This window comes from Bordetella genomosp. 10 (assembly GCF_002261225.1).
Lineage (GTDB): Bacteria > Pseudomonadota > Gammaproteobacteria > Burkholderiales > Burkholderiaceae_B > Bordetella_C.
Genome location: NZ_NEVM01000002.1, coordinates 456911 through 480307, shown reverse-complemented (window position 1 = coordinate 480307; position 23397 = coordinate 456911). Strand labels below are relative to the sequence as shown.

The window sequence follows — 23397 nt, the reverse complement described above, 5'->3', positions numbered from 1 at the left end:
GCCGAAAATCCGCGTCCGGCAAAATGGGGCATGGACAGGCAAGACCTTGCCCATGCCCCGCCGAACGCGCTACTGCAGTCCCTTTATCTGCCACTGCGCCAGGATCTCAGTCCAGCGCGCCGTGTCTTCCACGAGGAATTTCTCGAGCGCTTCGGGCGTGTTGTCGGCCCCCGGCATGACATAGCCGAGACGAACCAGCTTCTTTCGAACCTCGACGTTGGAAACCGCCGCGTTGATGGCGCGATTCAGGCGCGATATGGCGTATGACGGCGTACCCGCCGGCGCCATGATGGCGCACCATCCATGCGCGTCGATGCCGCCGTACCCGTGTTCTTCCATGCGCGGCACGGCGGCAATGGCGGAAACCCGGTTTTCCGCGAATACCGCCATGGGACGGACGTTATCCGCCGCGATATAGGACAGCGCGCCGGGCACGGAGGCAACGGCGAAGTCCGCCCGCCCGCCGATCAGGTCGATCATCGCGGCCGCTTCCCCTTTGTACGGCACATGCGCCCAAGGCAGGGCCGCCTTTTCCTTCAGGTCCTCGCACAAGAGATGATTGGTGGAACCCAGTCCCGGCGACGCACAGGTAAAGGCATCCGGACGCGCGCGCGCCTGCGCGAAGGCATCCTGCAAGCTCGTCGCGGCGACGTGCTTTCCCATGAGCAATACGTAAGGCACCCTGGCGACCATGCCGATCGGGACCAGGTCCTTGGCGAAGTCGTAGTCGATGCCCTTGAACAGCGACTTATGCAGCGCCGCGGGCCGCACGCCCAGGTAGACCGTATAGCCGTCGGCGGGAGACCTGGCCACGGCGGCCGCGCCGATGTTTCCCGCCGCGCCGGGACGATAGGCGAGGATGACGTTTTGCCCCAGGTCTATCGTCATCTGCCCGGCCAACTGGCGCGCGACGACGTCGGCGCCGCCGCCCGGCGGAAAACCGACAACCAGCGTGATAGGACGTTTTGGATACACTTCGACCACCCCATTTGAAGACATCGCGGCGAGCGGAAAAACGCTACCCGCCACCAGCCATAAACCAAGCCCCTTCCTGCGACAGCCCATCTTCGATCTCCTATGTATATAGATCGTCGAACAAGAATCCTGCAGCGCGCGACAGCTAGTGCTGAGTAGGGATACGAGGCGTACCGGTTCCGGCGCCGTCATCAAAACTGCTTGGCATAACAGAGGCGGAAAAAAGAAAAGGCCGGCGCGTCATGCGCCGGCCTTGCGGACACCGCCGATGCGGCGGTCAGTGATTCAATCGGTGATTCAATCGGTGATTCAACGGGCCGACTTCGCGGCGATGACCTCGTCGGCGATCTGCCTGGGCACTTCCGCGTAATGCTTGAACTCCATGGTGTAGGTCGCGCGGCCCTGCGTCAGCGAACGCAGCGACGTGGAATAGCCGAACATCTCGGACAGCGGGACCTCGGCGCGCACCAGCTTGCCGCCGCCCCCGGCAATGTCGTCCATCCCCTGCACCATCCCCCGCCGCGACGAGAGATCGCCCATCACGTTGCCCATGAACTCCTCGGGCGTTTCCACCTCGACGTGCATCATCGGCTCCAGCAGCACGGGCTTGGCGCGGCGCATGGCTTCCTTGAACGCCATCGAGCCGGCCATCCGGAACGCGTTTTCGTTCGAATCCACGTCGTGGTAAGAACCGAAGGTCAGCGTCACCTTGACGTCCACCACCGGATACCCCGCCAGGACCCCCGACTTCAACGTTTCCTGGATGCCCTTGTCCACGGCCGGAATGAATTCGCGCGGAATCACCCCGCCCTTGATGGCGTCGACGAACTCATACCCCTTGCCCTGCTCTTGCGGCTCCAGGGTGATGACCGCATGGCCATACTGGCCCCGTCCGCCGGACTGCTTGATGAACTTGCCTTCCACGTCGGTCGCCGTGCCGCGCACGGTTTCGCGATACGCCACCTGCGGCTTGCCGACCGTCGCTTCCACGCCGAATTCGCGCTTCATGCGATCGATGAGGATTTCCAGGTGCAGCTCGCCCATGCCGGAAATGATCGTCTGGCCGGATTCCTCGTCCGTATGCACGCGGAAGGACGGATCCTCCTGCGCCAGGCGATTCAGGGCGATGCCCATCTTCTCCTGGTCGGCCTGGGTCTTGGGCTCCACCGCCTGCGAAATCACCGGCTCCGGGAAGACCATTTTTTCCAGGATGATCACGGCGGAAGGATCGGACAGGGTATCGCCCGTCGTCACGTCCTTCAGCCCCACCGCGGCCGCGATGTCGCCGGCGTAGACTTCCTTGATCTCCTTGCGTTCGTTGGCGTGCATCTGCAGGATGCGGCCCAGGCGCTCCTTCTTGCCCTTGCCGGGAATCAATACCGTGTCGCCGGAATTGATCACACCGGAATACACGCGGAAAAACACCAGTTGGCCGACGAACGGGTCGGTCATGATCTTGAACGCCAGGGCCGAGAATTTCTCGTCGTCGGCCGGATGGCGTTCGATTTCCTTGTCGTTCAGGTCATGCCCCTTGATCGCGGGCACGTCCACCGGCGACGGCAGATAATCGATCACCGCGTCCAGCATCGCCTGCACGCCCTTGTTCTTGAACGCGCTGCCGCACAGCATGGGCACGATCTCGTTGCGGATCGTGCGGATGCGCAGCCCCTGCTTGATCTCGGCTTCCGTCAGCGGCGTGCCGCCCAGGTACTTGTCGAGCAGTTCCTCGTTGGCCTCGGCGGCGGCCTCGACCATTTTGTCGTGCCATTCCTGCGCCGTGGCCTTCAGGTTCTCGGGAATCTCGCCATACTGGAACTTGACGCCCTGGCTGGCATCGTCCCAGACGATGGCCTGCATCTTCACCAGGTCGATGACGCCTTCGAAATGGTCCTCGGCGCCCACCGGAATCTGGATGGGCACGGCCACGCCCTTCAGGCGCTCGCCGATCTGGCGCTGCACGCGGAAAAAGTCCGCGCCGACGCGGTCCATCTTGTTGACGAACGCGATGCGCGGCACCTTGTATTTGTTGGCCTGGCGCCAGACGGTTTCGGACTGCGGCTGCACGCCGCCGACCGAGTCGTAGACCATGCAGGCGCCGTCCAGCACGCGCATGGACCGCTCGACTTCAATGGTGAAGTCGACGTGCCCGGGCGTGTCGATGATATTGATGCGATGTTCGGGATAATTGCCGGCCATGCCCTTCCAGAAGGCGGTGGTGGCGGCCGAGGTGATGGTGATGCCCCGCTCCTGCTCCTGCTCCATCCAGTCCATGGTGGCGGCGCCGTCGTGAACCTCGCCGATTTTGTGATTCACCCCGGTATAGAACAGAATGCGCTCGGTCGTCGTGGTCTTGCCAGCGTCGATATGCGCGCTGATGCCGATGTTGCGATAGTTCTCGATACGGGTCTTGCGAGTCACGGTGGTTTCTCCAACGGATGGACTTGCCCGGCCGCACAGCCTGTAGGCCGGCCGGGGCTGGCGCTATCTTCACCCTGCGTCGGGCGAAACGCAAGGGCGCCCCAGGCGCCCTTGCCGGCGGCCGGGAGGCCAGCCTGCGCAGGCAGAAAAGATAAGGCTGAACCCGCCGATTTCAAGCCTATGACCCCATTAATCATGGTGTTATGGCGGGGCTGGTTCCGGGCATTGAACGGCTTCCTATCTTCAACCTGAACGCCGGCCGCGGCGAAAATCCTCCGCTTGCATTCGCGCCCCCCGCCGTCCCCCGGCGGCCCCTGCGCGGTCCCTGCACGGCCCGGCGGCTAAAATGGCGGATTCCGTCACCGCCGTTCCCGCCGCCCGCCTCCGGCGGCTCCCGCTGTTCCCCATGACCAAGACCCACGATATCCGTCCCGGCCAATCCGTCGAGCTGCTCAAGGAGCTCCACATCCTGACGCGCGACGGCAAGTTGAACCAGGACAGCCGCCGCAAGCTCAAGCAGGTCTACCACCTGTTCCAGTTCATCGAGCCCCTGTTGCAGACGCTCAAGGAGGAAGACCGCGACATCACCCTGGTCGACCACGGCGCCGGCAAGTCCTACCTGGGCTTCATCCTCTACGACCTGTTCTTCAAGACGCTGCACGACGCCTCGCATATCTACGGCATCGAAACGCGGGAGGAGCTGGTGCGGCATTCCCGGGAGCTGGCCGAACGGCTGGGCTTCGCCCAGGGCATGTCCTTCCTGAATCTGTCGGTCGCCGACTCCATCGTCTCCGACGCCCTGCCGCCGCAGGTGGACGTCGTCACCGCCCTGCACGCCTGCGACACCGCCACCGACGACGCACTGCGCTTTGCCTTGTACAAGCAGGCCCGTTACATCGTGGTCGTGCCCTGCTGCCAGGCCGAGGTGGCGAGCGTCCTGCGCAAGAACAAGAGCGAGACCAAGCGCGACCCGCTATCGGAAATCTGGCGCCATCCCCTGCATACGCGCGAATTCGGCAGCCAGGTGACCAACGTCCTGCGCTGCCTGCAACTGGAGGCGCACGGCTACCAGGTCAGCGTCACCGAGCTGGTCGGCTGGGAACATTCGATGAAGAACGAGCTGATCGTCGCCCAGCGCAAGAACCCGCCGCAGCGGCGGGCCGCCGAGCGGCTGAACGAGATGCTGGACCGTATCGGCCTGCGGGAACTGCGCGAACGCTTCTTCACGCCCGAGGACATGGCGGCCCAGGCGCAATAGCCATCCGCCCGCGGGCCGGCGCCCCAAAAAAAGGCCCCCACGCCGCGCGGCTTGCGCCGCTTGCTGCCCCCCGAGGGGGCGTTTTTGCCTTGGGGCGGCCCGGCGGCAAAAAAGGCCCACGCCCCCCGCGTCAGTCCCCTTCCCGCATTACCGCCCGCCAGCCTTCCAGCCCCAGCCGGCGCATGGTCTCCTGGTTGCGCTCGTAGATCCCGTCCGGATCCGGATAGGTTTCCAGCACTTCCTCGATGCTGTCTTCCCGCAGCAGGTGCAGGATGGGGAAAGGCGCGCGGTTGGTGTAATTCTCGATGTCGTCCGGCCCGGCGTCCGCGAACTGGTAGTCCGGATGGAAGCTGGCGACCTGCAGGACGCCGCGCAGGCGCAGCCGCTTGAGCAGGCGGTCGCCCGTATCGAGAAAATCGTTGAACTCGAGGAAATCGGCCAGGCCGTCCGGCACGATCAGCAGCGTGGTGTCGATTTCCGCCGGATCCGCCTCCGCCAGCAATCGCATTTCGGCCTCCAGCTCGGCGGCGATGTCGGCCTCCTCGACGGCGGCGCTGACCACGTAGCGGACCTGCCGCTTCACGTGCACCCGCTTGGCGAAGGGGCACAGGTTCAGCCCGATGACCGCGCGGGTCAGCCAATGCTGCGTCACCCGCGCGACGTCCTCGATATCGGGATGCGCGCCCGCCAGGTGGCGGGCGTCCAGCGCGATGGGCCCGGCGGCCCCGTCTTCGTGCTCCTGCCCCATCACGCCACCGGCAAGGCCGCCATGGTCTGCGCCACGGCCGCGGTCAGCTTCTTCCCGTAGGGCACGTGCAGGAATTCATTGGGGCCGTGCGCATTGGACTTGGGCCCGAGCACGCCGCACACCATGAATTGCGCCTTGGGGAAACCCTGCTGCAGCGTGTTCATCAGCGGGATGGTGCCGCCCTGGCCGATATAGCCGCAGGGCGCGCCGTAGAACTGCCGCGACGCGGCGTCCAGGGCCTCGGTCAGCCAGGCTTGCGAGGCGGGCGCATTCCACCCCGTGGAGGCGCCGGCATTGGGGCTGAAGGTGACCTTGGCGTTGTAGGGCGCGTCGGCTTCCAGCAAGGCCTTCAACTCCTGCGCGGCGGCCACCGCGTCGACCAGCGGCGGCAGGCGCAGCGACAGCTTGAAGGCGGTGCGCGGACGCAGGACATTGCCGGCGTTGGACAGCGGCGGCAGACCGTCCGCCCCCGTCACCGACAGGGTCGGCCGCCAGGTGCGGTTGAGCAAGGCCTGCTCCGGCTCGGTCGTCATGGGCAGGACGAAGCCGCCGTCGGCGCCGCAGCTCCAGGGAAAGCGGCGCCACACCTCGTCGCCGAGGATGCGGGCGGTCGCCTGCACCTGCTCGACGCGCTCGGCGGGGATTTCGCAATGAAAGCTCCGCGGCAGCAGGCGGCCGGTGCCGCTGTCCTCCAGGCGGTCCAGCAGATGGCGCAGGATGCGGAAGCTGGACGGCACGACGCCGCTGGAATCGCCGGAGTGCACGCCCTCGTCCAGCACCTGCACCTCCAGGGTGCCGGACACCATGCCGCGCAAGGAGGTGGTCATCCACAACTGGTCGTAGTTGCCGGCGCCCGAATCCAGGCAGACCACCAGGGCGACGTTGCCCAGGCGCGCGCGCAGCGCGTCGACATAGGGCAGCAGGTCGTAGCTGCCCGATTCCTCACAGGTCTCGACGATGCCGACGCAACGCGGGCGCGGCACGCCCTGCTTGTCCAGCGCCATGATGGCCGTCAACGACGCATAGATCGCATAGCCGTCGTCCGCGCCGCCGCGGCCATACAGCTTGCCGTTCTCGTACTTGGGCGTCCAGGGACCGAGGTCGTTGCGCCAGCCGGAGAACTCCGGCTGCTTGTCCAGGTGGCCGTAGAGCAGCACGGTATCGCCGTTGTCGGCGCGCGTGGCCGGCGCCTCGAAGAAGATGACGGGCGTGCGGCCGGGCAGGCGCACCACTTCCAGCTTCAGGCCGGCGACCTTCTGCGCCTCCACCCATTGCGCGGCGTCGCGCACCACGCGTTCGATGTAGGCGTTCTTTTCCCAGTCGGCGTCGAAGGCGGGGCTCTTGGCGGGAATGGCGATGTAGTCGGTCAGCGCCGGGATGATTTCGCTGTCCCATTTTTCGTCGACGTAGGCTTGCAGGGCCTGCGGATCGAGGGGACCGGAAAGCGCGGAGTCAGGCACACGGGCATTCATGATGATGGTCCTTGTAGAAGCATGGACGATTCACGCCGAACCGTCCTTAAAAAATACCCCCACGCCGCGCGGCTTGCGCCGCTTGCTGCCCCCCAAGGGGGCTTTTTTACCTTGGGGCGGCCCGGCGGTAAAAAAGCCCCCACGCCGCGCGGCTTGTGCCGCTTGCTGCCCCCCAAGGGGGCTTTTTTACCTTGGGGCGGCCCGGCGGTAAAAAAACGGCGGCCGCGCGGGCCGCCGTACCGTTCGATTACTTCAGCCACGCGCGGGCGTTGCGGAAGGCCCGCATCCAGGGGCTGAACGCCCCGCCCGCGTCCTTGTCGCCCCAGCGTTCCGGCGCCCACGACATCATGACGTTGCGCGTCACGCGCTCCGGGTGCGGCATGATGGCCATGAAGCGGCCGTCGGCGGTGGTGACCGCCGCCAGGCCGGCCGGGCTGCCGTTGGGGTTGTAGGGATAGGTCTCGGTGCGGCTGCCGTAGTTGTCCACGTAGTACGCCGCGCCCGCCACCTTGCCCGCGTCGCCCTGCTGCGAGAAATTGGCATAGCCTTCCCCGTGCGAAACGGCCACGGGAATGTGGCTGCCCGCCATGCCCGCGAAGAAGATCGAAGGCGAGTCGGCGATTTCCAGCATCGACAGCCGGGCCTCGAATTTCTGCGACTGGTTGCGCGTGAAGCGCGGCCAGGCCTGCGCGCCGGGAATGATGGGGGCCAGCGCGCCGAACATCTGGGCGCCGTTGCACACGCCCAGGCCGAAGGTGTCCTGGCGCCCGAAAAAGGCGGCGAACTGGTCGGACAGGCGGCTGTTGAAGCGGATGGTGCGGGCCCAGCCCTCGCCGGCGCCCAGCACGTCGCCGTAGCTGAAGCCGCCCACGGCCACCATGCCGTTGACGGTGGCCAGGTCGACGCGGCCGGCCAGCAGGTCGGTCATGTGCACGTCCACGGCGTCGAAGCCGGCGGTGTCGAAGGCCCAGGCCATTTCCACGTGGCTGTTGCAGCCCTGCTCGCGCAGGATGGCCACGCGCGGGCGCTTGCCGCTGGCGATATAGGGCGCCGCCACGTCTTCCTGCGGATCGAAGGCGACGCGCGGCGTCAGGCCGGGATTGGCGGCGTCCAGCCAGGTGTCGAATTCCGCCTGGGCGCAGTCGGGGTTGTCGCGCAGGGCCATGATGCGCTGGCTGGTCTCGCTCCAGGCGCGCGCCAGGTCGACGCGCGGCTGGCCCCAGATCTTGCGGCCGTCGCGGTAGAACTCGATTTCGTCCGCGCCGTTCAGGCCGCCGATGACGTGCGAGAACCTGGACAGGCCGGCGCCGCGCAGCACCTGCATGACGGCGTCGCGCTGCGCCGCCGGCACCTGGATCACCGCGCCCGCCTCTTCCGAGAACAGCGCCTTGAGGGTCAGCTCGTCGCGCTGGACCTTGACCTGCTCCGGACGGATCTTGTAGTCGCCCCAGTCGGCCGAGTTTTCGTCGATGGTCAGCATGTCCAGGTTGATGGACACGCCGGTGCGGCCGGCGAAGGCCATTTCGCACACCGTGGCGAACAGGCCGCCGTCCGAACGATCGTGATAGGCCAACAGCGTGCCGGCCTCGGCCAGGGTGCGGATGGTGATGAAGAAGGCGCGCAGGTCCTGCGGCACGTCGATGTCGGGCACGCCGTCGCCGACCTGGTTGTAGACCTGGGCCAGGATGGAGCCGCCCATGCGATGCAGGCCGCGGCCCAGGTCGACGAGGATCAGCACGCTGTCGCCGGCGTCGGCGCGCAACTGCGGCGTCAAGGTGGCGCGGGCGTCCTTGACCGGCGCGAAGGCCGTCACCACCAGCGACACCGGCGCCACCACCTGGCGCGGCTCGCCGTTCTCGGTCCACGCGGTCTTCATGGACAGGGAGTCCTTGCCCACCGGAATCGACAAGCCCACCGCCTGGCACAGCTCGCTGACCGCCGACACGGTGTCGTACAGCGCGGCGTCCTGCCCCGGCACGCCGCAGGCGGCCATCCAGTTGGCCGACAGCTTGATGTTCTCCACCAGCGCCACGTCGGCGGCGGCCAGGTTGGTCAGCGCCTCGGCCACGGCCATGCGGCCGGAAGCCGGCGCGTCGAGCACGGCCACCGGCGTGCGTTCGCCCATGGCCATGGCCTCGCCGCGGAAGCCCTCGTAGTCGGCCAGCGTGACGGCCACGTCGGCCACCGGCACCTGCCAGGGGCCGACCATCTGGTCGCGCGCGGTCAGGCCGCCCACGGTGCGGTCGCCGATGGTGATCAGGAAGGTCTTGTTGGCCACCGTCGGATGGCGCAGCACCCGGTAGGCCGCCTCGGTCAGGTCGATGCCCGCCAGGTCCACCGGCTCGGCGATCGCCGGCAGGCGCTGCACGTCGCGCGACATGCGCGGCGGCTTGCCCAGGATGACGTCGATGGGCACGTCCACGGGACGCACGGGCCCCGCGGCCTCGCCCGCCGGATCCAGGCCCGGCAGGCCCTCGCCCTGCACCACGCGCAGTTCGCGCGCTTCCGTGGCCACGCCCACCACCGCGTAGGGACAGCGCTCGCGGCGCGCGATCTCGTCGAAGCGCGCCAGGTCCTCGGGCAGGATGGCCAGGACGTAGCGTTCCTGCGACTCGTTGCTCCAGATTTCCGCCGGCGACATGCCCGACTCTTCCAGCGGCACGCGCGCCAGGTCGAAAATGGCGCCGCGCCCGGCGTCGTTGACCAGTTCCGGGAAGGCGTTGGACAGGCCGCCCGCGCCGACGTCATGGATGGCGATGATGGGATTGGCCTCGCCCTGCTGCCAGCAGCGGTCGATGACTTCCTGCGCGCGGCGCTCGATTTCCGGATTGCCGCGCTGGACCGAATCGAAGTCCAGGTCGGCGCTGTTGCTGCCCACGCCCATGCTAGAGGCGGCGCCGCCGCCCATGCCGATGCGCAGGCCGGGGCCGCCCAACTGGATCAGCAGCGCGCCGGGCGGAATGACGTTCTTGTGCGTCAGGCCGGCGTCGATGCTGCCCAGGCCGCCGGCGATCATGATGGGCTTGTGGTAGCCCCAGCGCGTGCCTCCCGCGGTCTGCTCGTAGCTGCGGAAATAGCCCAGCAGGTTGGGCCGGCCGAATTCGTTGTTGAAGGCGGCGCCGCCGATGGGGCCGTCGATCATGATGGACAGCGGCGTGGCGATGCGGTCCGGCAGGCCGTGGTGGTCGGCCTCCCAGGGCTGCACGGCGTCCTCGAAACGCAGGTGCGAGACGGTGAAACCCGTCAGGCCGGCCTTGGGCTTGGAGCCGCGGCCGGTCGCGCCCTCGTCGCGGATTTCGCCGCCCGCGCCGGTGGACGCGCCGGGGAAAGGCGCGATGGCGGTCGGGTGGTTGTGGGTCTCCACCTTCATCAAGGTGTGGACCGTGGTCTCGCGCCGCTTGTAGACCAGCGCATCGTCGCCCTGGCCGGCCACGCCGGCATGGAAGCGCTGGGCCACGCCGCCTTCCATGATGGCCGCGTTGTCCGAATACGCCACCACGGTGCCGTCGGGCTGCGCCGCATGGGTGGCGCGGATCATGCCGAAGAGCGTGTTGGGCTGCGCCTGGCCGTCGATGGTCCATTGCGCGTTGAAGATCTTGTGGCGGCAGTGCTCGCTGTTGGCCTGGGCGAACATCATCAGTTCGACGTCGGTGGGATCGCGTCCCAGCTTGCCGAAGGCCTGCGCCAGGTATTCGATTTCGTCTTCCGACAGCGCCAGGCCCAGGGTGGCGTTGGCCTCGACCAGGGCGGCGGCGCCCTGCGCCAGCACCGGCACCTGGCGCATCGGGCGGCCTTCCAGCGGCGCGAACAGCGCCTGCCCGTCGAAAGCGGCGTCGACCACGGTTTCGGTCATGCGGTCGTGCAGCAGCGCGGCGGCGCGTTCCAGCATGTCCGCGTCAAACGACTTGCTGCCCAGCAGGCCGCGTTCGGGCGCCAGCGTGTAGCGCACGCCGCGCTCGATGCGGCGCACCGCGCCCAGGCCGCAGTTGTGGGCGATATCGGTGGCCTTGCTGGCCCAGGGCGAAATCGTGCCCAGGCGCGGAATGACGCGCAGGACCAGGGCCTTGGGATTGTCGGCGGCTTCATACGGATCGCCGTATTCCAGCAACTGCGCCAGGCGCGCCTGCTCGTCCGCGGACAAGGCCGCGTCGCAGTTCACGAAGTGTTCGTAGCGGGCCGAGATATCGGCCACCGGCAGGCCGGCCTGCTTTAGCTGCGCAAGCAGCCGCTCGCGGCGAAAGGACGACAGGACGGATGAACCGGGCAGGTACTGGACGATGGACACGATGAGCGGCGCCGTAGGGAAAAAGGAGCAAAGCGGGATTTTAACCGCTCCCGGCGCCCGCTCCGGCCCATTCCCGCCTATGGATAACGGACTTCCAGGATTTCCAGCGTCTCCACCCCGCCCGGGGTGCGCAGCGTCACCGTATCGCCCTCGCGCGCCTTGATCAGGGCGCGGGCCACCGGGGAGATCCAACTGATCTTGCCGGCCAGGGGCTCGGCCTCGTCGACGCCGACGATGGACACCTCGTGCTCGTCGCCCCCCTTGTCCAGGTAGAGCACCGTGGCGCCGAAGAAAACCTGGTCGCGGTTGGGCTGCAGGGCCGGATCCACGACCTCCGCGATATCCAGGCGCCGGGTCAGGAAGCGCATGCGGCGGTCGATTTCGCGCAGCCGCTTCTTCCCGTAGAGGTAATCGCCGTTCTCCGAGCGGTCGCCGTTGGACGCGGCCCACGACACCACCTGCACCACGGCGGGGCGTTCGACGGTCATCAGGTGAGCCAGCTCGTCGCGCAGGCGCGCATAGCCTTGCGGCGTGATGTAGTTGCGCGTGCCGGGCGGCAGGGCCTGGGCTTGCGGGATGTCCTCGTCGTCGTCCTGGTCGGACTCTTTTACAAAAGCTTTGTTCATTGCGCTTGGTTCACCGCGAAGCTCATCATTCTGCCTAGACCGTCATTCTGCAAAAACCTTCGTTCCGCGAAGACCGTCATTCCCAGTCGTGCCAGACGGTGCGCAGGTCCGGCGGCAGGGGCGGCAACTGGCCCAGGTCCAGCCGGCTTTCCTGCGGGCTATGGAAATCCGAGCCGCAGGACGCCAGGAAGCCGCGCCGGCGCGCCACCTCCGCGTAACGGCGCGCCTCTTCGGCGGTGTGGCTGCCGGTGTTGACCTCGATGCCCTCGCCGCCCAGCGCCAGGAATTCGTCGAACAGGGCGTCGAATTGCAGCGGACTGTATTTGTAGCGGCCGGGATGGGCGATGACCGCGCGGCCGCCGGCGCCGAGGATCCAGCCCACCGCCTCGGCCAGCGTCGCCCACTGGATGGCCACCTGCCCGGGGCAATCGTCCCCCAAAAACTTGTTGAAGACCGTCTGCACGTCCGGGCAGTAGCCCGCCTCGACCAGGTAACGGGCGAAGTGGGTGCGGCTGATGAGCTCCGGATTGCCGGCGAACGGCAAGGCGCCCTCGAAGGCGCCGGGCATGCCCATGTCCGCCAGGCGCTCGCCGATCTTGCGCGCGCGGTCGGCGCGGCCGGCGCGGGTGGCGCGCAAGCCTTCCACCAGCGCGGTGTTGGCGGGATCGAACCCCAGGCCGACGATATGCACCGTCTGGGCCGCCCAGGTCACCGAGATTTCCACCCCGGTGACGAAGCGCAGGCCCAGTTCGGCCGCCGAGGCGCCGGCCTCGGCCAGGCCGCCCACTTCGTCATGATCGGTCAAGGCCCACAGGTCCACGCCGTTGGCGTAGGCACGCGCGGCCACGTCGCGCGGCGACAGGATGCCGTCGGAGACGCGGGAATGGCAATGCAGATCGACGTTGGAATAACGGGACATGGTCATTCGCCTATTGTAGGCGCGTCAGTCCTCCAGCAGGAAGTGCGCCACCGGGGCGATCTGGCTGTCCGCCATCAGCGTGGGCGCATGGCCGACGCCCGGCACCTCGAGCGCGCGGGCGCGCGGGTTGCGCCGGCACATTTCCGCCGCGGTGTCCTGCGTCAGCAAGTCGGAATGCTCGCCGCGCAGGACCAGCAGCGGGCAATCGAGCGCCTCGTAGGCCTGCCACAGGAATTGCTCGCCCGCCGCCAGCGCCGCCTCGTCCTGCACCGCGAAGGGGACGGACAGCTTCAGGTCGTAGTGCTTGCTCCAACGGCCGTTGCGCTCGACGAAGACGTGCTCGGCCAGTTCGCGCCACTGCGCGTCGGTGTGCGGGCCGAACGCCGCGGACACCTCGCGCACGTAGGCCACGGCGGCGTCGAAATCGGCCACGTCGACCGGCGCGCCGACGTATTCGCCGATGCGCGCCAGGGCCTGGGGCTGCAGGCGCGGCCCGACGTCGTTGAGCACCATCTTGCCGATGTGCCAGCCGCCTTCGGGCAGGACCGGACCGCCCGCCGGCCGGCCCGCGCCGGCCGCGCGCATGCGTTCGGACAGCGCCGCCGATCCGCCCAGGGCCATGCCGATGAGGCCGCCCATGGAGGTGCCGACCCAATGCAGCGTCGCCGGCCGCAGGCGCGCCAGCAGCGTCACCATGTCCGCCACGTACTGGGGCACGGTGTAGAACGCCGGGTTGGCCAGCCAGTCGGAGGCCCCGCGGCCGGCCACGTCGGGGCAGACCACGCGATATTCGCCCGCCATGCGGCGCGCCAGCGTGTCGAAATCCCGGCCGGTGCGGGTCAAGCCGTGCACGCAGAGCAGGACCTTGTCGTTGTCCGGATCGCCCCACTCCCAATAAGCCATGCGGTGCATGCCGGCGGGGCTGGCGCAGGTGACGAAATCGAGACGCGGGGAGGACATCGGGAGCTCCTGTTCAAAATCGGATGACGGTCGCGGACGACGCGCATGACCGCCCTATGTTATGCCAGGACCGTGACACTGCCCATGACCGCCCTCTCCCGTGGCCGCTGGTGCGCGCGGCCACGCCCTCGCCATCCTCAGCGCCCATGCCAGTAACGCGCGCGCACTTCCCGCATGGCGCGCACGCGCAGGCCCGCCGCGCCGGAATCGACCAGCACGGCGCCGTCCTGGTCCGTTCGCCAGATGTCCGTCCCGGCGCGGCGCCAGCGCCTCAGCACGCGCTCGGCGGGATGGCCGAAGCGATTCCGGTAGCCCGCCTGGACGATGAGATGCGTGGCCGCCGCGGCCTGGACCAGCGCATCCCCCGACGACGTGGCCGAGCCATGATGCGGCGCCAGCACGACGTCGCTGCGTCCCAGGCGGTCCACTAGCGCATCCTCCTGGTTCACGCCGATATCGCCCGGCAGCAACGCGGTGTGGTGCTGCCCCCGGATGCGCAGCACGCAGCCGTTTTCGTTGCTGCGCCCGCCGCCATCCCGCGCGCGACGGCCGCCGGCGCTCGCCGGCAAGACGGGATGCAGGAAATCGAAGCGCACGCCGTCCACCGTCCAGGCCTGCCCGGCCTGGCAGCGGCGGAACACGCCAAGCCTTGCCGCCCCGTCCCGCTCGCCGCGCACCTCATAGGCCCCCGCGCGCATGCGCGCCGGCAGATTGAATGACGCATACGTCTCGGCCGCCGCCACGCCCCGCAATACGCCGCGCACGCCGCCGGCGTGATCCAGGTCCCCATGCGAGATCACCAGCGTGTCGAGGCGCGCGACGCCTTCCGCCCGCAAATAAGGCCACACCACGCGCGCGCCGGCGTCGCTGCCGCTGCGCGACAGCGGCCCGGCGTCGAACAGCAAGGTGTGCCGCGCGGTGCGCACCACCGCCGCGCCGCCCTGCCCGACGTCCAGCACCGTCATGGACCAACCACCCGGCGCGGGGCGATCGGGCCGCCACGCCAAGGCCGGCAAGAGCAGCAGCCAGCCCCAACGGCGCGCTGGCCAGCCGGGCGCCATCAAGGCCCAGGCAGTCCCCGCGAGCGCCAGCGCCAACAGGACGAAGGGCGGCGACGCCAGCGGGCGCACCGCCCAGGCCTGGTCCGCGAGCCATGTCAGCGGCGCCATGGTCCACGCGATCGCGCAGTGGGCGCTCCATGCCGCCCATTGCGCGCCTGCCGGCCATGCGCAGCAGGCCGGCAAGGCGTGCATCGCCGCGGCCAGCAAGGCCAGCGGCGTGGCCACCAGGCTGATCGCCGGGATCGCGAAGGCATTGGCCAGCGGCGCCGCCACCGACAACTGCTGCGTCAGGACGGCCAGCACCGGCGCCAAGGCGATATTGATGGTCAGTTGCAGCCGGCTCGCGGCCAGCAGCCGCGCACCCTGCCGGCGCAGCCTGCCTTGCAGGCCCGATGCGCCGGTGTCCACCGATGGCCGCCGCACGCCGCGGCCGCCGCGCGCCATCAATACCGCGACCGCGCCGAATGACAGCCAGAATCCGGCGGCGAGCGGCGCCCAGGGATCGATCAGCGTGACCACCGCGGCCGCCAGCACCAGCACACGGCCCGGCGACAAGGGCAGGCGCAGCAGCCACGCGCCGATCGCGACCGCCAGCATGAAGAACGTCCGCTGCGCCGGCAGGCCCCAGCCCGCCAGGGCGCAATAGACCGCCGCCACGGCCAGGGCCGCGATGCCGCCCGCCACCTGCGCCGGCACCCGTTCGGCCACGCCCCCGCCGCGCCAGCGCAGCCGGCGCCAGCACCAAGCCCAGCCCAGGCCGGCCAGACCCGCCACCAGGCTGACGTGCAGGCCGCTGATGGAGACCAGGTGCGTGACGCCGGTAGCATTGAAAACAGCCCAATCGCCGGCGTCCACGGCGGCTTGGTCGCCCAGGGCCAGGGCGATCACCACGCCGCCGTAGCGCCGGTCGCCCAGGGCGCCGAGCAAGCGCGTCCGCAAGGCATGGCGCGCCGCATGCACGCGCACCGGCAAGGCGGCGAACCCGCGCGAAGCGGCCTCCTCGGCCTCCGGCGGCAGGCGCCGCGGCCGGCCGCGCACGGACGCCAGGGCGCGCACCCCATCGTGAAAGAGGCGCGCCGAACCATCGGCGGCGTGAGGATTGAGCGCGGCGTGCGGACGCCGCAACAGCAAGGCGGCCTGCCAGACCTGCCCCGGCGCCAGGGACGGCAGTTCGGCGTCGCGTCCCTGCGGCCACCAGTCGACCCGGATCTTCGCGGGCGCCGGCCCCGGCATGGCCTGCAGGACATCGGCGTCGAACCGGGCATGGTCGCGCTGCTGCGCCGGCAGGCCCGCGATGCGCAGCACCACCCGGGCGACTTCGTTGTCGTGGATCTCCGGCAAGGCGTCATCGAGGCGCCAGGCGGCGCGCTCCGCGGCATAGGCGGTCGCGGCGCAGGCCGCCGCCATGCAGTAGACCGACGTGCAAGCCCATTCGCGCCAGCCGGCGCGCGTCCCGCCCGCCATCGCCGATGCGCCAACCCGCTGTCCGCAATATCCGCATGCGATCAGCGCCAAGGCCGCCAACGCAAGGCCGCTCCGCGCCGTGCCCCCAGGCAGCTCCGCGAGCATCTGCACGCCCACCGTGGCGCCCACCCACGTCAGCAAGATCGCTCGCCCCCGCATGCGGACTCCTCGAAATCCGCATCCTAGCCGGGCAATTCGCGCAAAACCCGCGACCGCGCCCAAACGAACACGCCGGTTTTCTTCTTATATGCGAGCCCCGGCAGCAAAAAATCGGCCCCGTATACAACACGGGGCCGATCTACTTCGTCGAGAGGACTTCCTGATGCTCCCCACCTCTCGCTGGGGAACCACCTTGGCGAGGGGGACCAAGGTGGCGGGGGGTCTATCAGCCCTGGAAGGGCACGTTGTCCAGGTCGCTCAGGGCGCCGGGGGCCTTCGCCGCTTCGTTGGCAACCTGGTCGCGCGACACGCCCGACTCGGTTTGCGCGCTGAACGCGACGTTGTCCGTATCCTCGCGGGACACCAGGCCGGCGTTCTTGGCTTGTTGCAGGTCGGCCTGGACCTGTTCGCGGGTCACCGAGCTGTCGTTCTGGCCGTAGACGCCCTTGAACGGCGAGTTGTCGGCTTGGGCAGCGCCGCCGATCAGGGCGAAGGAAATAATCAGCGAGCTAGCAATGGTCTTGGTCTTCATGGCAGTTCTCCTAGTCCTTGTTCATTGGGAGCAGTCCCGGCTGACTGTTGCCGGCGGTCTGTTGCTGTTCCCGATGGATGAATTCTGCGCCGACAAGGACTAGGTATAAACCCTGAAATATAGAAATCACTATTCCATAGTGACTACAAATAAATGAAAAAACCGAGAAAAGCACCAAATAAAAGTGGCCCCGTCTCATGAGGGGGCCACCATTGCGCCCCGTGGGGCGCCGCGGACCACGGTTCGTGTCCGCGCTTCGTGGAACCTGGCGATCAGCTTCCTTGGAAAGGCACGTTGTCGGGATTGCTGGCCGCCATCTGGGTCGCCTGGTCCTGCGGCACTTGCGGCACGTCGCTCATGGCCAGCGGCGAGCTTCCTTCCGGCCCGGCATTGGCCTGTCCGTACACGCCCGGGAACGGCATGTTGTCGGTGTCGCTGCCCGGCGCGGCCTGGGCGGCGCCGATCAAGGCAAACGAAAGAATCAACGAGGTAGCGAGAGTCTTCTTCATGGCAGTTCTCCTAGTCCGTGATCCGGGTTTGAAGGCCTGCGAGGCAGGCACGTCCGCTGAACCCGTTGGACCGATTCTCCGCTTGAAGCCAGATGGGATTAACCCTAGGCGGTGGAATACTCGATTCCACCAAACGCGGTTATCCACGGTGATTATCAAGCCGTAACTGATGAATCCAGGCAAGACAAACGACGCAAGACAAAGGATTTACGCCCGCGCGTAGGCTAATGGCTCATGCCAACGCGCGCGCCAAGCGCGGCAGCACCCGCATGGCGGTCGCCGCCGTGCCGCCCGTCACCGCCGCCAGGCCGCTTCCGCGCAACTCGGCCAGCGCGCGCGCCACGCCGGCCACCTGCCCCGGCGTGTTGCGGCGGTCCGGCGCATGCAGCCACGCCGGCGGAATATCGGGCGCATCGGTCTCCAGGACCAGATGCTCCAGCCCCATGTCCTTGGCGTGACGGCGTATCTGCAAGGCGCGCTCGAAGGTCATGGCCCCGCCGATGCCCAAGGCGAATCCCAGGTCGGCGAAACCCCGCGCCTGCTGCGCGCTGCCGTTGAACGCATGGGCGATGCCGCTCAGGCCCTTGTGCCGCCGCAGGTATTTGAGAATGATGTCCTGCGAGCGCCGCACGTGCAGCAGCACCGGCAGGCCGAATTCGGCAGCCAGGTCCAACTGCGCCGCGTAATAGCGTTCCTGCTTTTCCCGCGCCGGCCCCGACGCGATCTCGCGCACGAAGAAATCCAGGCCGATCTCGCCGATCGCGACGAAGCGCGGGTCGTCCATGGCTTGCTCCACCGCCGAGCGCAAGGCCGCCAGATCGTCGTCCCACGCGCGTTCCACGTACAGCGGGTGGATGCCCAGCGCATAGACGCCGCCCGGCGTGGCATGCGCCAAATCGCGCACGGTCTCGAAATTGGCGCGGCCGATGGCGGGGATGACGATGCCGCGCACGCCGGCCGCCTGGGCATCGGCGACCACCCGGTCGCGATCGGCGTCGAACTCGGCGGCATCCAGATGACAGTGCGTGTCGATCAGCATGGCAGCTCCGGAAGACAGGAGGAACGGCCGCCCCATCCAGGGCCCGGCGGCGCGGGAAAACGCCCCGCGCCGGACTGGAATCAGACCAGCCGTCCGTTTTCCATGGCCAGTTGGCGGTCGGCGCGTCCGGCCAGTTCGCGGTCGTGCGTGACGATGGCAAACGCCGTACCCGACTCCTTGTTCACGCGGGTCAGCAGCTCGAACATATTGTGCGCGGTGCCGCGATCCAGATTCCCGGTCGGCTCGTCGGCCAGCACGCAGGCCGGGCGCGTGACCAGGGCGCGCGCCAAGGCCACCCGCTGGCGTTCGCCGCCCGACAACTGGCCGGGATAATGGGTGGCGCGCGCGCCCAGGCCGACCTGCTCCAGCACGTCCCGCGCGGCGGCGCGCGCCTTGTCGCGGCTCACGCGGCGCACGATCAGGGGCATCGCCACATTGTCGATCGCCGGAAATTCCGCCAGCAGGTGGTGGAACTGGTAGACGAAGCCCAGGCTGCGATTGCGCAGATTGCTCTTGCCGGCTTCGCTCAGGCCCGCCGCGGCCACGCCGTCGACGGTGACGGTGCCGGTGGTGGGCACGTCGAGCAGCCCCAGGATGTGCAGCAAGGTGCTCTTGCCGGAACCCGACGCGCCCACGATCGCCAGCATTTCACCGCGGGCGATGCTCAGGCTGACGCCGCGCAGCACATCGATCCGCGCCCCGCCCTCGTCGTAGTACTTGACGAGGTTTTCGGCATGCAATGCGTAATCAGTCATGTCGCAGCACCTGCGCGGGTTGCAGGCGCGAGGCGCGCCAACTCGGATAAAGCGTGGCCAGCAGGGAAAGCACCAGCGAGGTGACGCCGATGCTGATGATGTCCGACGATTGCGGATCGGACGGCAGCTCGCTGATGACGTAGACCTGGCGCGGCAGGAAGTGCACGCCGAACAAATGCTCGATGAACGGCACGATGACGTCGATGTTGTAGGCCAGCAGCATGCCGCCCAGCACGCCCACCACGGTGCCCACCACGCCGATCAGCGCGCCCTGCACCAGGAAGATGCGCGCCACTTCGCCCGGGCTCGCGCCCAGGGTGCGCAGGATGGCGATGTCCGACTGCTTGTCCTTGACGGCCATCACCAGCGAGGACAGCAGATTGAAGGCCGCCACGGCCACGATCAAGGCCAGGATCAGGAACATCATGCGCTTTTCCGTCTGCACGGCGGCGAACCAGGTGCGGTTGTTGCGCGTCCAGTCGCTGGCGCTGATGTAGCGCGGCAGGCTTTGCTGCAGTTCGGCCGCCACCCGCGGCGCCTGCTGCATGTCGGCGATGCGCAGCCGCACGCCGGCCACGCCGGTGTCGCGGAAGACGCGCGCGGCGTCCTCGTTGGCGACGAAGGCCAGCGAGGAATCGTATTCGTAGTGGCCGGAAGAGAATATCCCCACCACCGTGAACTGCCGCATGCGGGGCGCGAAGCCCGCCGGACTGATGGAGGCTTGCGGCGCGAGCATCAGCACGGTATCGCCCACCACCAGGCCCATGCTGCTGGCCAGGTCGCGTCCCAGCACCACGCCGAAGGACCCGGGCTTGAGGTCGTCCAGGTTGCCGGCCACCATCTGCTTGGGAATGTCGGAGACCTTGCCTTCGATGTCCGGCTCGATGCCGCGCACCTGCACGCCGTGCAGGCTCTGTCCGCGCACGATCATGCCCTGGGCGGCGACGAAGGGCGCCGCGGCCTTGACTTCCTTGTTGCGCTCGGCGGCCTGGGCGATCTCCTGCCACTGCCCCAGCACGCGGTCGGCGTCGGCGCCCGGCACGTAGAGTTCGATGTGCGGCAATACCGACAGCATGCGGTCGCGCACTTCTTTCTGGAAGCCGTTCATGACCGAGAGGACGACGATCAACGCCGCCACGCCCAGCGCGATGCCGGCCATGGAACTGGCGGCGATGAACGAGATGAAACGATCGCGGCGGCCGCGACGCTTGGTGATCCGGGCCATACCCGCGTAGCGGGCGCCGATCCAAAATTCGTAGGGTATTTTCAGCACCCGCGCATTATGGCCATTACGGCGCGCCGCCGCCAGCCCCGCCTCCGCCTGGATTGCAAATATATGTGAGGGATATGTACGGGGCGCGCGGCGGGGCGGATCGCGCGTTTGCGCCGGGATTTCGACCCCCGGACCCGCCCGGCCCGTCACACACTACAATCCCGCCATGCTCATCGTCCTGCCCGGCGCCCTGCCGGCCAGCCCGCCCATCGCCGGCGAGCTGGCCAAGCGGCTGCCAACCGCCGCTCCCACCCTGCACGCCTGGCTGCGCGCCGCCGACGCCCGCGCCGCCGGTTTCGACCCCCATGACGCCGGCTGTACGCCCTACGAGGCGTGGCAGTTGGAACGCGCCGGCTTCCAGCCGGCGCCGGACCAGCAGATCGGCGCTGGCCTGGGACCCTTGCTGGCGCGTGCCACGGCCGGCGCGCCCCGCGACAGCCTGGATCCCGTGTGGATCGCCGACCTGGCCCACGTGGCCTTGAGCACCGAAAACGCCAACCTGTTGCCCATGGAGGCCCTGACCTTGAGCGCGGAGGAAGGCGCCGCGCTCTACGAGACCGCGCGGCCGCTCTTCGAGGGCACGGGTTTCGATGCCCATCCCCTGGAACCCGGACGCTGGCGCGTGCGCCTGCCGGCGGACCTGCATCCGCGCACCGCCAGCCCCGCCGCCGTCGGCGGCCAGTCGCTGGCCGGCTGGTGGAACCAGGACGCCGCCGTGCGCCCGTGGCGCCGCCTGATGAACGAAATCCAGATGGTCTGGCACGACCATCCCGTCAACGAGGACCGCGCCGGACGCGGCCTGCCGCCGGTCAACACGCTGTGGCTGTACGGCGGCGCCGCGCCCTGGCGCGCGCTCTCCGCGGCATCGACATCGGCGTCGGCGGCAAACTCGCCGGCGTCCCTCCGCATCGTCGAGGATCTTCTGCCGGCCTTCGCCGCCGAAGACTGGGGCGCCTGGCTGAACGCCTTGCAGCAGATGGACGCCCGCGTGTTCAAGCCCCTGTCCGACCGCCGCGGCCTGCCCGCGCAGCCCGTCGAGCTGCTGCTGCTCGGGCGCGACCGCCGCGTCGACCTCACCCTGAAACCGCGCAGCCCCCTGTTGGGCTGGCTGCCCTCGTCCGCAAAGAATTGGAGCGCCTGGTGGTCCCCCCGCGCCTGACCGTACGTCCCGCCGATTTCCAGATCACCCGCGTGCTCGAAGCCGCGGGCATTCATCCGCTGCTGGCGCGCCTGTGGGCCGCGCGCGGCGTCACGCATCCCGACGACGTCCGCCTGGGCTGGCCCGCGCTGCTGCCGCCCGCCGGCCTGACCCACTGCGAGCACGCCGCCCGCGTGCTGGCCGACGCCATCCAGCAAGGCCGCCGCCTGCTCATCGTGGCCGACTACGACTGCGACGGCGCCACCGCCTGCGCGGTCGGCCTGCGCGCCTTGCGCATGATGGGCGCCACGGTCGACTTCCTGGTCCCCAACCGTTTCGAAACCGGCTACGGCCTGTCGCCGGCGGTGGTCGAGCTGGCCTGCCGCCATCCGGCCGGCAAGCCCGACATGCTCGTCACGGTGGACAACGGCATCGCCAGCGTCGACGGCGTGGCCGCGGCGAACGCCGCCGGGATGGACGTCGTCATCACGGACCATCACCTGCCCGGCGACCAGTTGCCGCACGCCCTGGCCATCGTCAACCCCAACCAGCCCGGCTGCGGTTTTCCGTCCAAGAACCTGGCCGGCGTCGGCGTCATCTTCTATCTGATGCTGGGGCTGCGCGCGGAGCTGCGCCGGCGCGGCGTCTACCCGGCCGACGGCGGCCCGCGCCTGGACGCGCTGTCCGACCTGGTGGCGCTGGGCACCGTGGCCGACGTCGTCAAGCTGGACGCCAACAATCGCCTGCTGGTCACGCAGGGCCTGCAGCGCATGCGCAGCGGCCGCATGCAGCCCGGCCTGCGCGCCCTGTTCGCCGTGGCCGCGCGCGAGCCGCGCAACGCCAGCAGCTTCGATCTCGGCTTCGCCCTGGGCCCGCGCATCAACGCCGCCGGCCGCCTGGCCGACATGAGCCTGGGCATCGCCTGCCTGACCACGGACGACGAAGGCGAGGCCCTGGAAATCGCCCGCCAGCTCGACGCCATCAACCGCGAACGCCGCACCATCGAGGCCACCATGCGCGAACAGGCCCTGGCCTCGCTGGAGACCGGCGCGGACGTGGTCGGCGCGACGGTCTGCGTCTACGACGATAGCTGGCACCAGGGCGTGGTCGGCCTGGTGGCCTCGCGCCTGAAGGAAAAATACTGGCGCCCCACCCTGGCCTTCGCGCCGGCCGGCGACGATGAATTGCGCGGCTCCGGCCGCTCGATTCCCGACGTGCACCTGCGCGACGCGCTGGACCTGGTTTCCAAGCGGCATCCGGGCCTGATCCGCAAGTTCGGCGGCCACGCGATGGCGGCCGGCCTGACGCTGGGCCGCGACGGCCTGGCGCATTTCGGCCCCGCCTTCGACGCCGCCGTGCGCGAGCTGACCGGCCGCGACAGCTTCGAGCCGGTCGTGGAAACCGACGGGTCGCTCGAATCGGGCTACGCCAACGCCGACGTCGCCGGCCTGCTGCAACAACAGGTCTGGGGCGCCGGCTTCGCCGCGCCCCTGTTCCTCGACACCTTCCGCGTGCGCAGCCAGCGGCTGCTGGGCGAGAAGCACCTGAAACTCTCGCTGGAACGCGGCCAGCAGCGCTTCGAGGCCATCTGGTTCGGCCACGCGGAACTGCTGCCGGACACGGTCGACGTGGTGTATCGCCTGGAACAGAACATCTGGAACGGCATGGTGTCGGTGCAACTGGTCATCGAGCACGCGTCCTGAGCGCGGGGCGAGCGTCGTCCCGCGTTTCTCGTTCGACGTCCCTCGTTCAATGTTCGGCGTTCGATATCCGGCGTTCGCCATGCCGCGCCGGACGAGGGATGCG

17 protein-coding genes are annotated in these 23397 nt (G+C 68.7%); 3 read left to right on the top strand and 14 right to left on the bottom strand.

The window, feature by feature from the left end:
• Positions 1–69 precede the first annotated feature (69 nt).
• Both CAL29_RS11545 and fusA read right to left on the bottom strand, forming a co-directional pair.
• Entirely contained in the window at positions 70–1167 is a 1098-nt protein-coding gene (locus tag CAL29_RS11545; protein ID WP_094853175.1) for a Bug family tripartite tricarboxylate transporter substrate binding protein, read from the bottom strand.
• Positions 1168–1284: 117 nt separating this feature from the next.
• Positions 1285–3393, bottom strand: coding sequence for an elongation factor G (gene fusA / locus CAL29_RS11540; RefSeq protein ID WP_094853174.1), 2109 nt, complete (start codon positions 3391–3393; stop codon positions 1285–1287).
• A 406-nt stretch (positions 3394–3799) separates the two neighbouring features.
• Here fusA and CAL29_RS11535 point away from each other — a divergent pair, with 406 nt between their 5' ends.
• Positions 3800–4651: a class I SAM-dependent methyltransferase gene (locus CAL29_RS11535; protein WP_094854028.1), complete on the top strand. Its 852-nt coding sequence runs from the start codon at positions 3800–3802 to the stop codon at positions 4649–4651.
• A 130-nt stretch (positions 4652–4781) separates the two neighbouring features.
• On the opposite strand, the gene CAL29_RS11530 is transcribed toward CAL29_RS11535, so the two are convergent.
• The 12 genes from CAL29_RS11530 to CAL29_RS11475 form a co-directional block, all read right to left on the bottom strand.
• Positions 4782–5399 (bottom strand): DUF1415 domain-containing protein, encoded by a 618-nt coding sequence (locus CAL29_RS11530; RefSeq protein ID WP_094853173.1) that lies wholly within the window; start codon positions 5397–5399, stop codon positions 4782–4784.
• Entirely contained in the window at positions 5399–6871 is a 1473-nt protein-coding gene (locus CAL29_RS11525) for a M20 family metallopeptidase (protein WP_094853172.1), read from the bottom strand. Before CAL29_RS11525 ends, CAL29_RS11530 begins: the two co-directional genes overlap by 1 nt.
• A gap of 247 nt (positions 6872–7118) precedes the next feature.
• Positions 7119–11156, bottom strand: coding sequence for a phosphoribosylformylglycinamidine synthase (gene purL, locus CAL29_RS11520; protein ID WP_094853171.1), 4038 nt, complete (start codon positions 11154–11156; stop codon positions 7119–7121).
• Between the two features lie 77 nt (positions 11157–11233).
• Complete coding sequence (greB, locus tag CAL29_RS11515; protein WP_094853170.1) at positions 11234–11782, bottom strand: transcription elongation factor GreB; 549 nt, start codon at positions 11780–11782, stop codon at positions 11234–11236.
• Between the two features lie 76 nt (positions 11783–11858).
• Positions 11859–12701, bottom strand: a complete 843-nt coding sequence (locus CAL29_RS11510) for a 3',5'-nucleoside bisphosphate phosphatase (protein WP_094854027.1) — start codon at positions 12699–12701, stop codon at positions 11859–11861.
• A 24-nt stretch (positions 12702–12725) separates the two neighbouring features.
• A complete protein-coding gene (locus tag CAL29_RS11505) occupies positions 12726–13661 on the bottom strand; it encodes an alpha/beta fold hydrolase (RefSeq protein ID WP_094853169.1) in 936 nt (311 codons plus the stop codon).
• A gap of 137 nt (positions 13662–13798) precedes the next feature.
• Positions 13799–16345 carry a DNA internalization-related competence protein ComEC/Rec2 gene (locus CAL29_RS11500; protein ID WP_256977383.1) on the bottom strand — a complete coding sequence of 849 codons (2547 nt, stop codon included), beginning with the start codon at positions 16343–16345 and terminating at the stop codon, positions 13799–13801.
• A 226-nt stretch (positions 16346–16571) separates the two neighbouring features.
• Complete coding sequence (locus tag CAL29_RS11495) at positions 16572–16877, bottom strand: DUF4148 domain-containing protein (RefSeq protein WP_094853168.1); 306 nt, start codon at positions 16875–16877, stop codon at positions 16572–16574.
• A gap of 272 nt (positions 16878–17149) precedes the next feature.
• The gene (locus CAL29_RS11490; RefSeq protein ID WP_094853167.1) at positions 17150–17386 is read right to left on the bottom strand and encodes a hypothetical protein; all 237 of its coding nucleotides are present in this window, start codon (positions 17384–17386) and stop codon (positions 17150–17152) included.
• Between the two features lie 232 nt (positions 17387–17618).
• Positions 17619–18425: a TatD family hydrolase gene (locus CAL29_RS11485; protein ID WP_094853166.1), complete on the bottom strand. Its 807-nt coding sequence runs from the start codon at positions 18423–18425 to the stop codon at positions 17619–17621.
• 80 nt (positions 18426–18505) lie between these two features.
• Positions 18506–19180 (bottom strand): ABC transporter ATP-binding protein, encoded by a 675-nt coding sequence (locus tag CAL29_RS11480; protein WP_094853165.1) that lies wholly within the window; start codon positions 19178–19180, stop codon positions 18506–18508.
• Positions 19173–20405: a lipoprotein-releasing ABC transporter permease subunit gene (locus tag CAL29_RS11475; RefSeq protein WP_256977382.1), complete on the bottom strand. Its 1233-nt coding sequence runs from the start codon at positions 20403–20405 to the stop codon at positions 19173–19175. The genes CAL29_RS11480 and CAL29_RS11475 overlap by 8 nt, the downstream gene beginning before the upstream one ends.
• Positions 20406–20619: 214 nt before the next feature.
• On the opposite strand from CAL29_RS11475, the gene CAL29_RS11470 reads away from it, so the two are divergent.
• Together CAL29_RS11470 and recJ are read left to right on the top strand one after the other, a co-directional pair.
• Complete coding sequence (locus CAL29_RS11470) at positions 20620–21612, top strand: hypothetical protein (RefSeq protein ID WP_094853163.1); 993 nt, start codon at positions 20620–20622, stop codon at positions 21610–21612.
• Entirely contained in the window at positions 21594–23294 is a 1701-nt protein-coding gene (gene recJ, locus CAL29_RS11465; protein WP_094854025.1) for a single-stranded-DNA-specific exonuclease RecJ, read from the top strand. The genes CAL29_RS11470 and recJ overlap by 19 nt, the downstream gene beginning before the upstream one ends.
• Positions 23295–23397 lie beyond the last annotated feature (103 nt).

Coding starts and splice junctions, on each gene's coding strand:
- CAL29_RS11470 (WP_094853163.1), top strand. CDS start 20,620: ATGCTCATCGTCCTGCCCGGCGCCCTGCCGGCCAGCCCGCCCATCGCC.
- CAL29_RS11525 (WP_094853172.1), bottom strand. CDS start 6,871: ATGAATGCCCGTGTGCCTGACTCCGCGCTTTCCGGTCCCCTCGATCCG.
- CAL29_RS11485 (WP_094853166.1), bottom strand. CDS start 18,425: ATGCTGATCGACACGCACTGTCATCTGGATGCCGCCGAGTTCGACGCC.
- CAL29_RS11480 (WP_094853165.1), bottom strand. CDS start 19,180: ATGACTGATTACGCATTGCATGCCGAAAACCTCGTCAAGTACTACGAC.
- CAL29_RS11500 (WP_256977383.1), bottom strand. CDS start 16,345: ATGCGGGGGCGAGCGATCTTGCTGACGTGGGTGGGCGCCACGGTGGGC.
- CAL29_RS11535 (WP_094854028.1), top strand. CDS start 3,800: ATGACCAAGACCCACGATATCCGTCCCGGCCAATCCGTCGAGCTGCTC.
- CAL29_RS11510 (WP_094854027.1), bottom strand. CDS start 12,701: ATGTCCCGTTATTCCAACGTCGATCTGCATTGCCATTCCCGCGTCTCC.
- CAL29_RS11505 (WP_094853169.1), bottom strand. CDS start 13,661: ATGTCCTCCCCGCGTCTCGATTTCGTCACCTGCGCCAGCCCCGCCGGC.
- greB (WP_094853170.1), bottom strand. CDS start 11,782: ATGAACAAAGCTTTTGTAAAAGAGTCCGACCAGGACGACGACGAGGAC.
- CAL29_RS11530 (WP_094853173.1), bottom strand. CDS start 5,399: ATGGGGCAGGAGCACGAAGACGGGGCCGCCGGGCCCATCGCGCTGGAC.
- CAL29_RS11490 (WP_094853167.1), bottom strand. CDS start 17,386: ATGAAGAAGACTCTCGCTACCTCGTTGATTCTTTCGTTTGCCTTGATC.
- CAL29_RS11545 (WP_094853175.1), bottom strand. CDS start 1,167: ATGACGGCGCCGGAACCGGTACGCCTCGTATCCCTACTCAGCACTAGC.
- CAL29_RS11475 (WP_256977382.1), bottom strand. CDS start 20,405: ATGGCCCGGATCACCAAGCGTCGCGGCCGCCGCGATCGTTTCATCTCG.
- CAL29_RS11495 (WP_094853168.1), bottom strand. CDS start 16,877: ATGAAGACCAAGACCATTGCTAGCTCGCTGATTATTTCCTTCGCCCTG.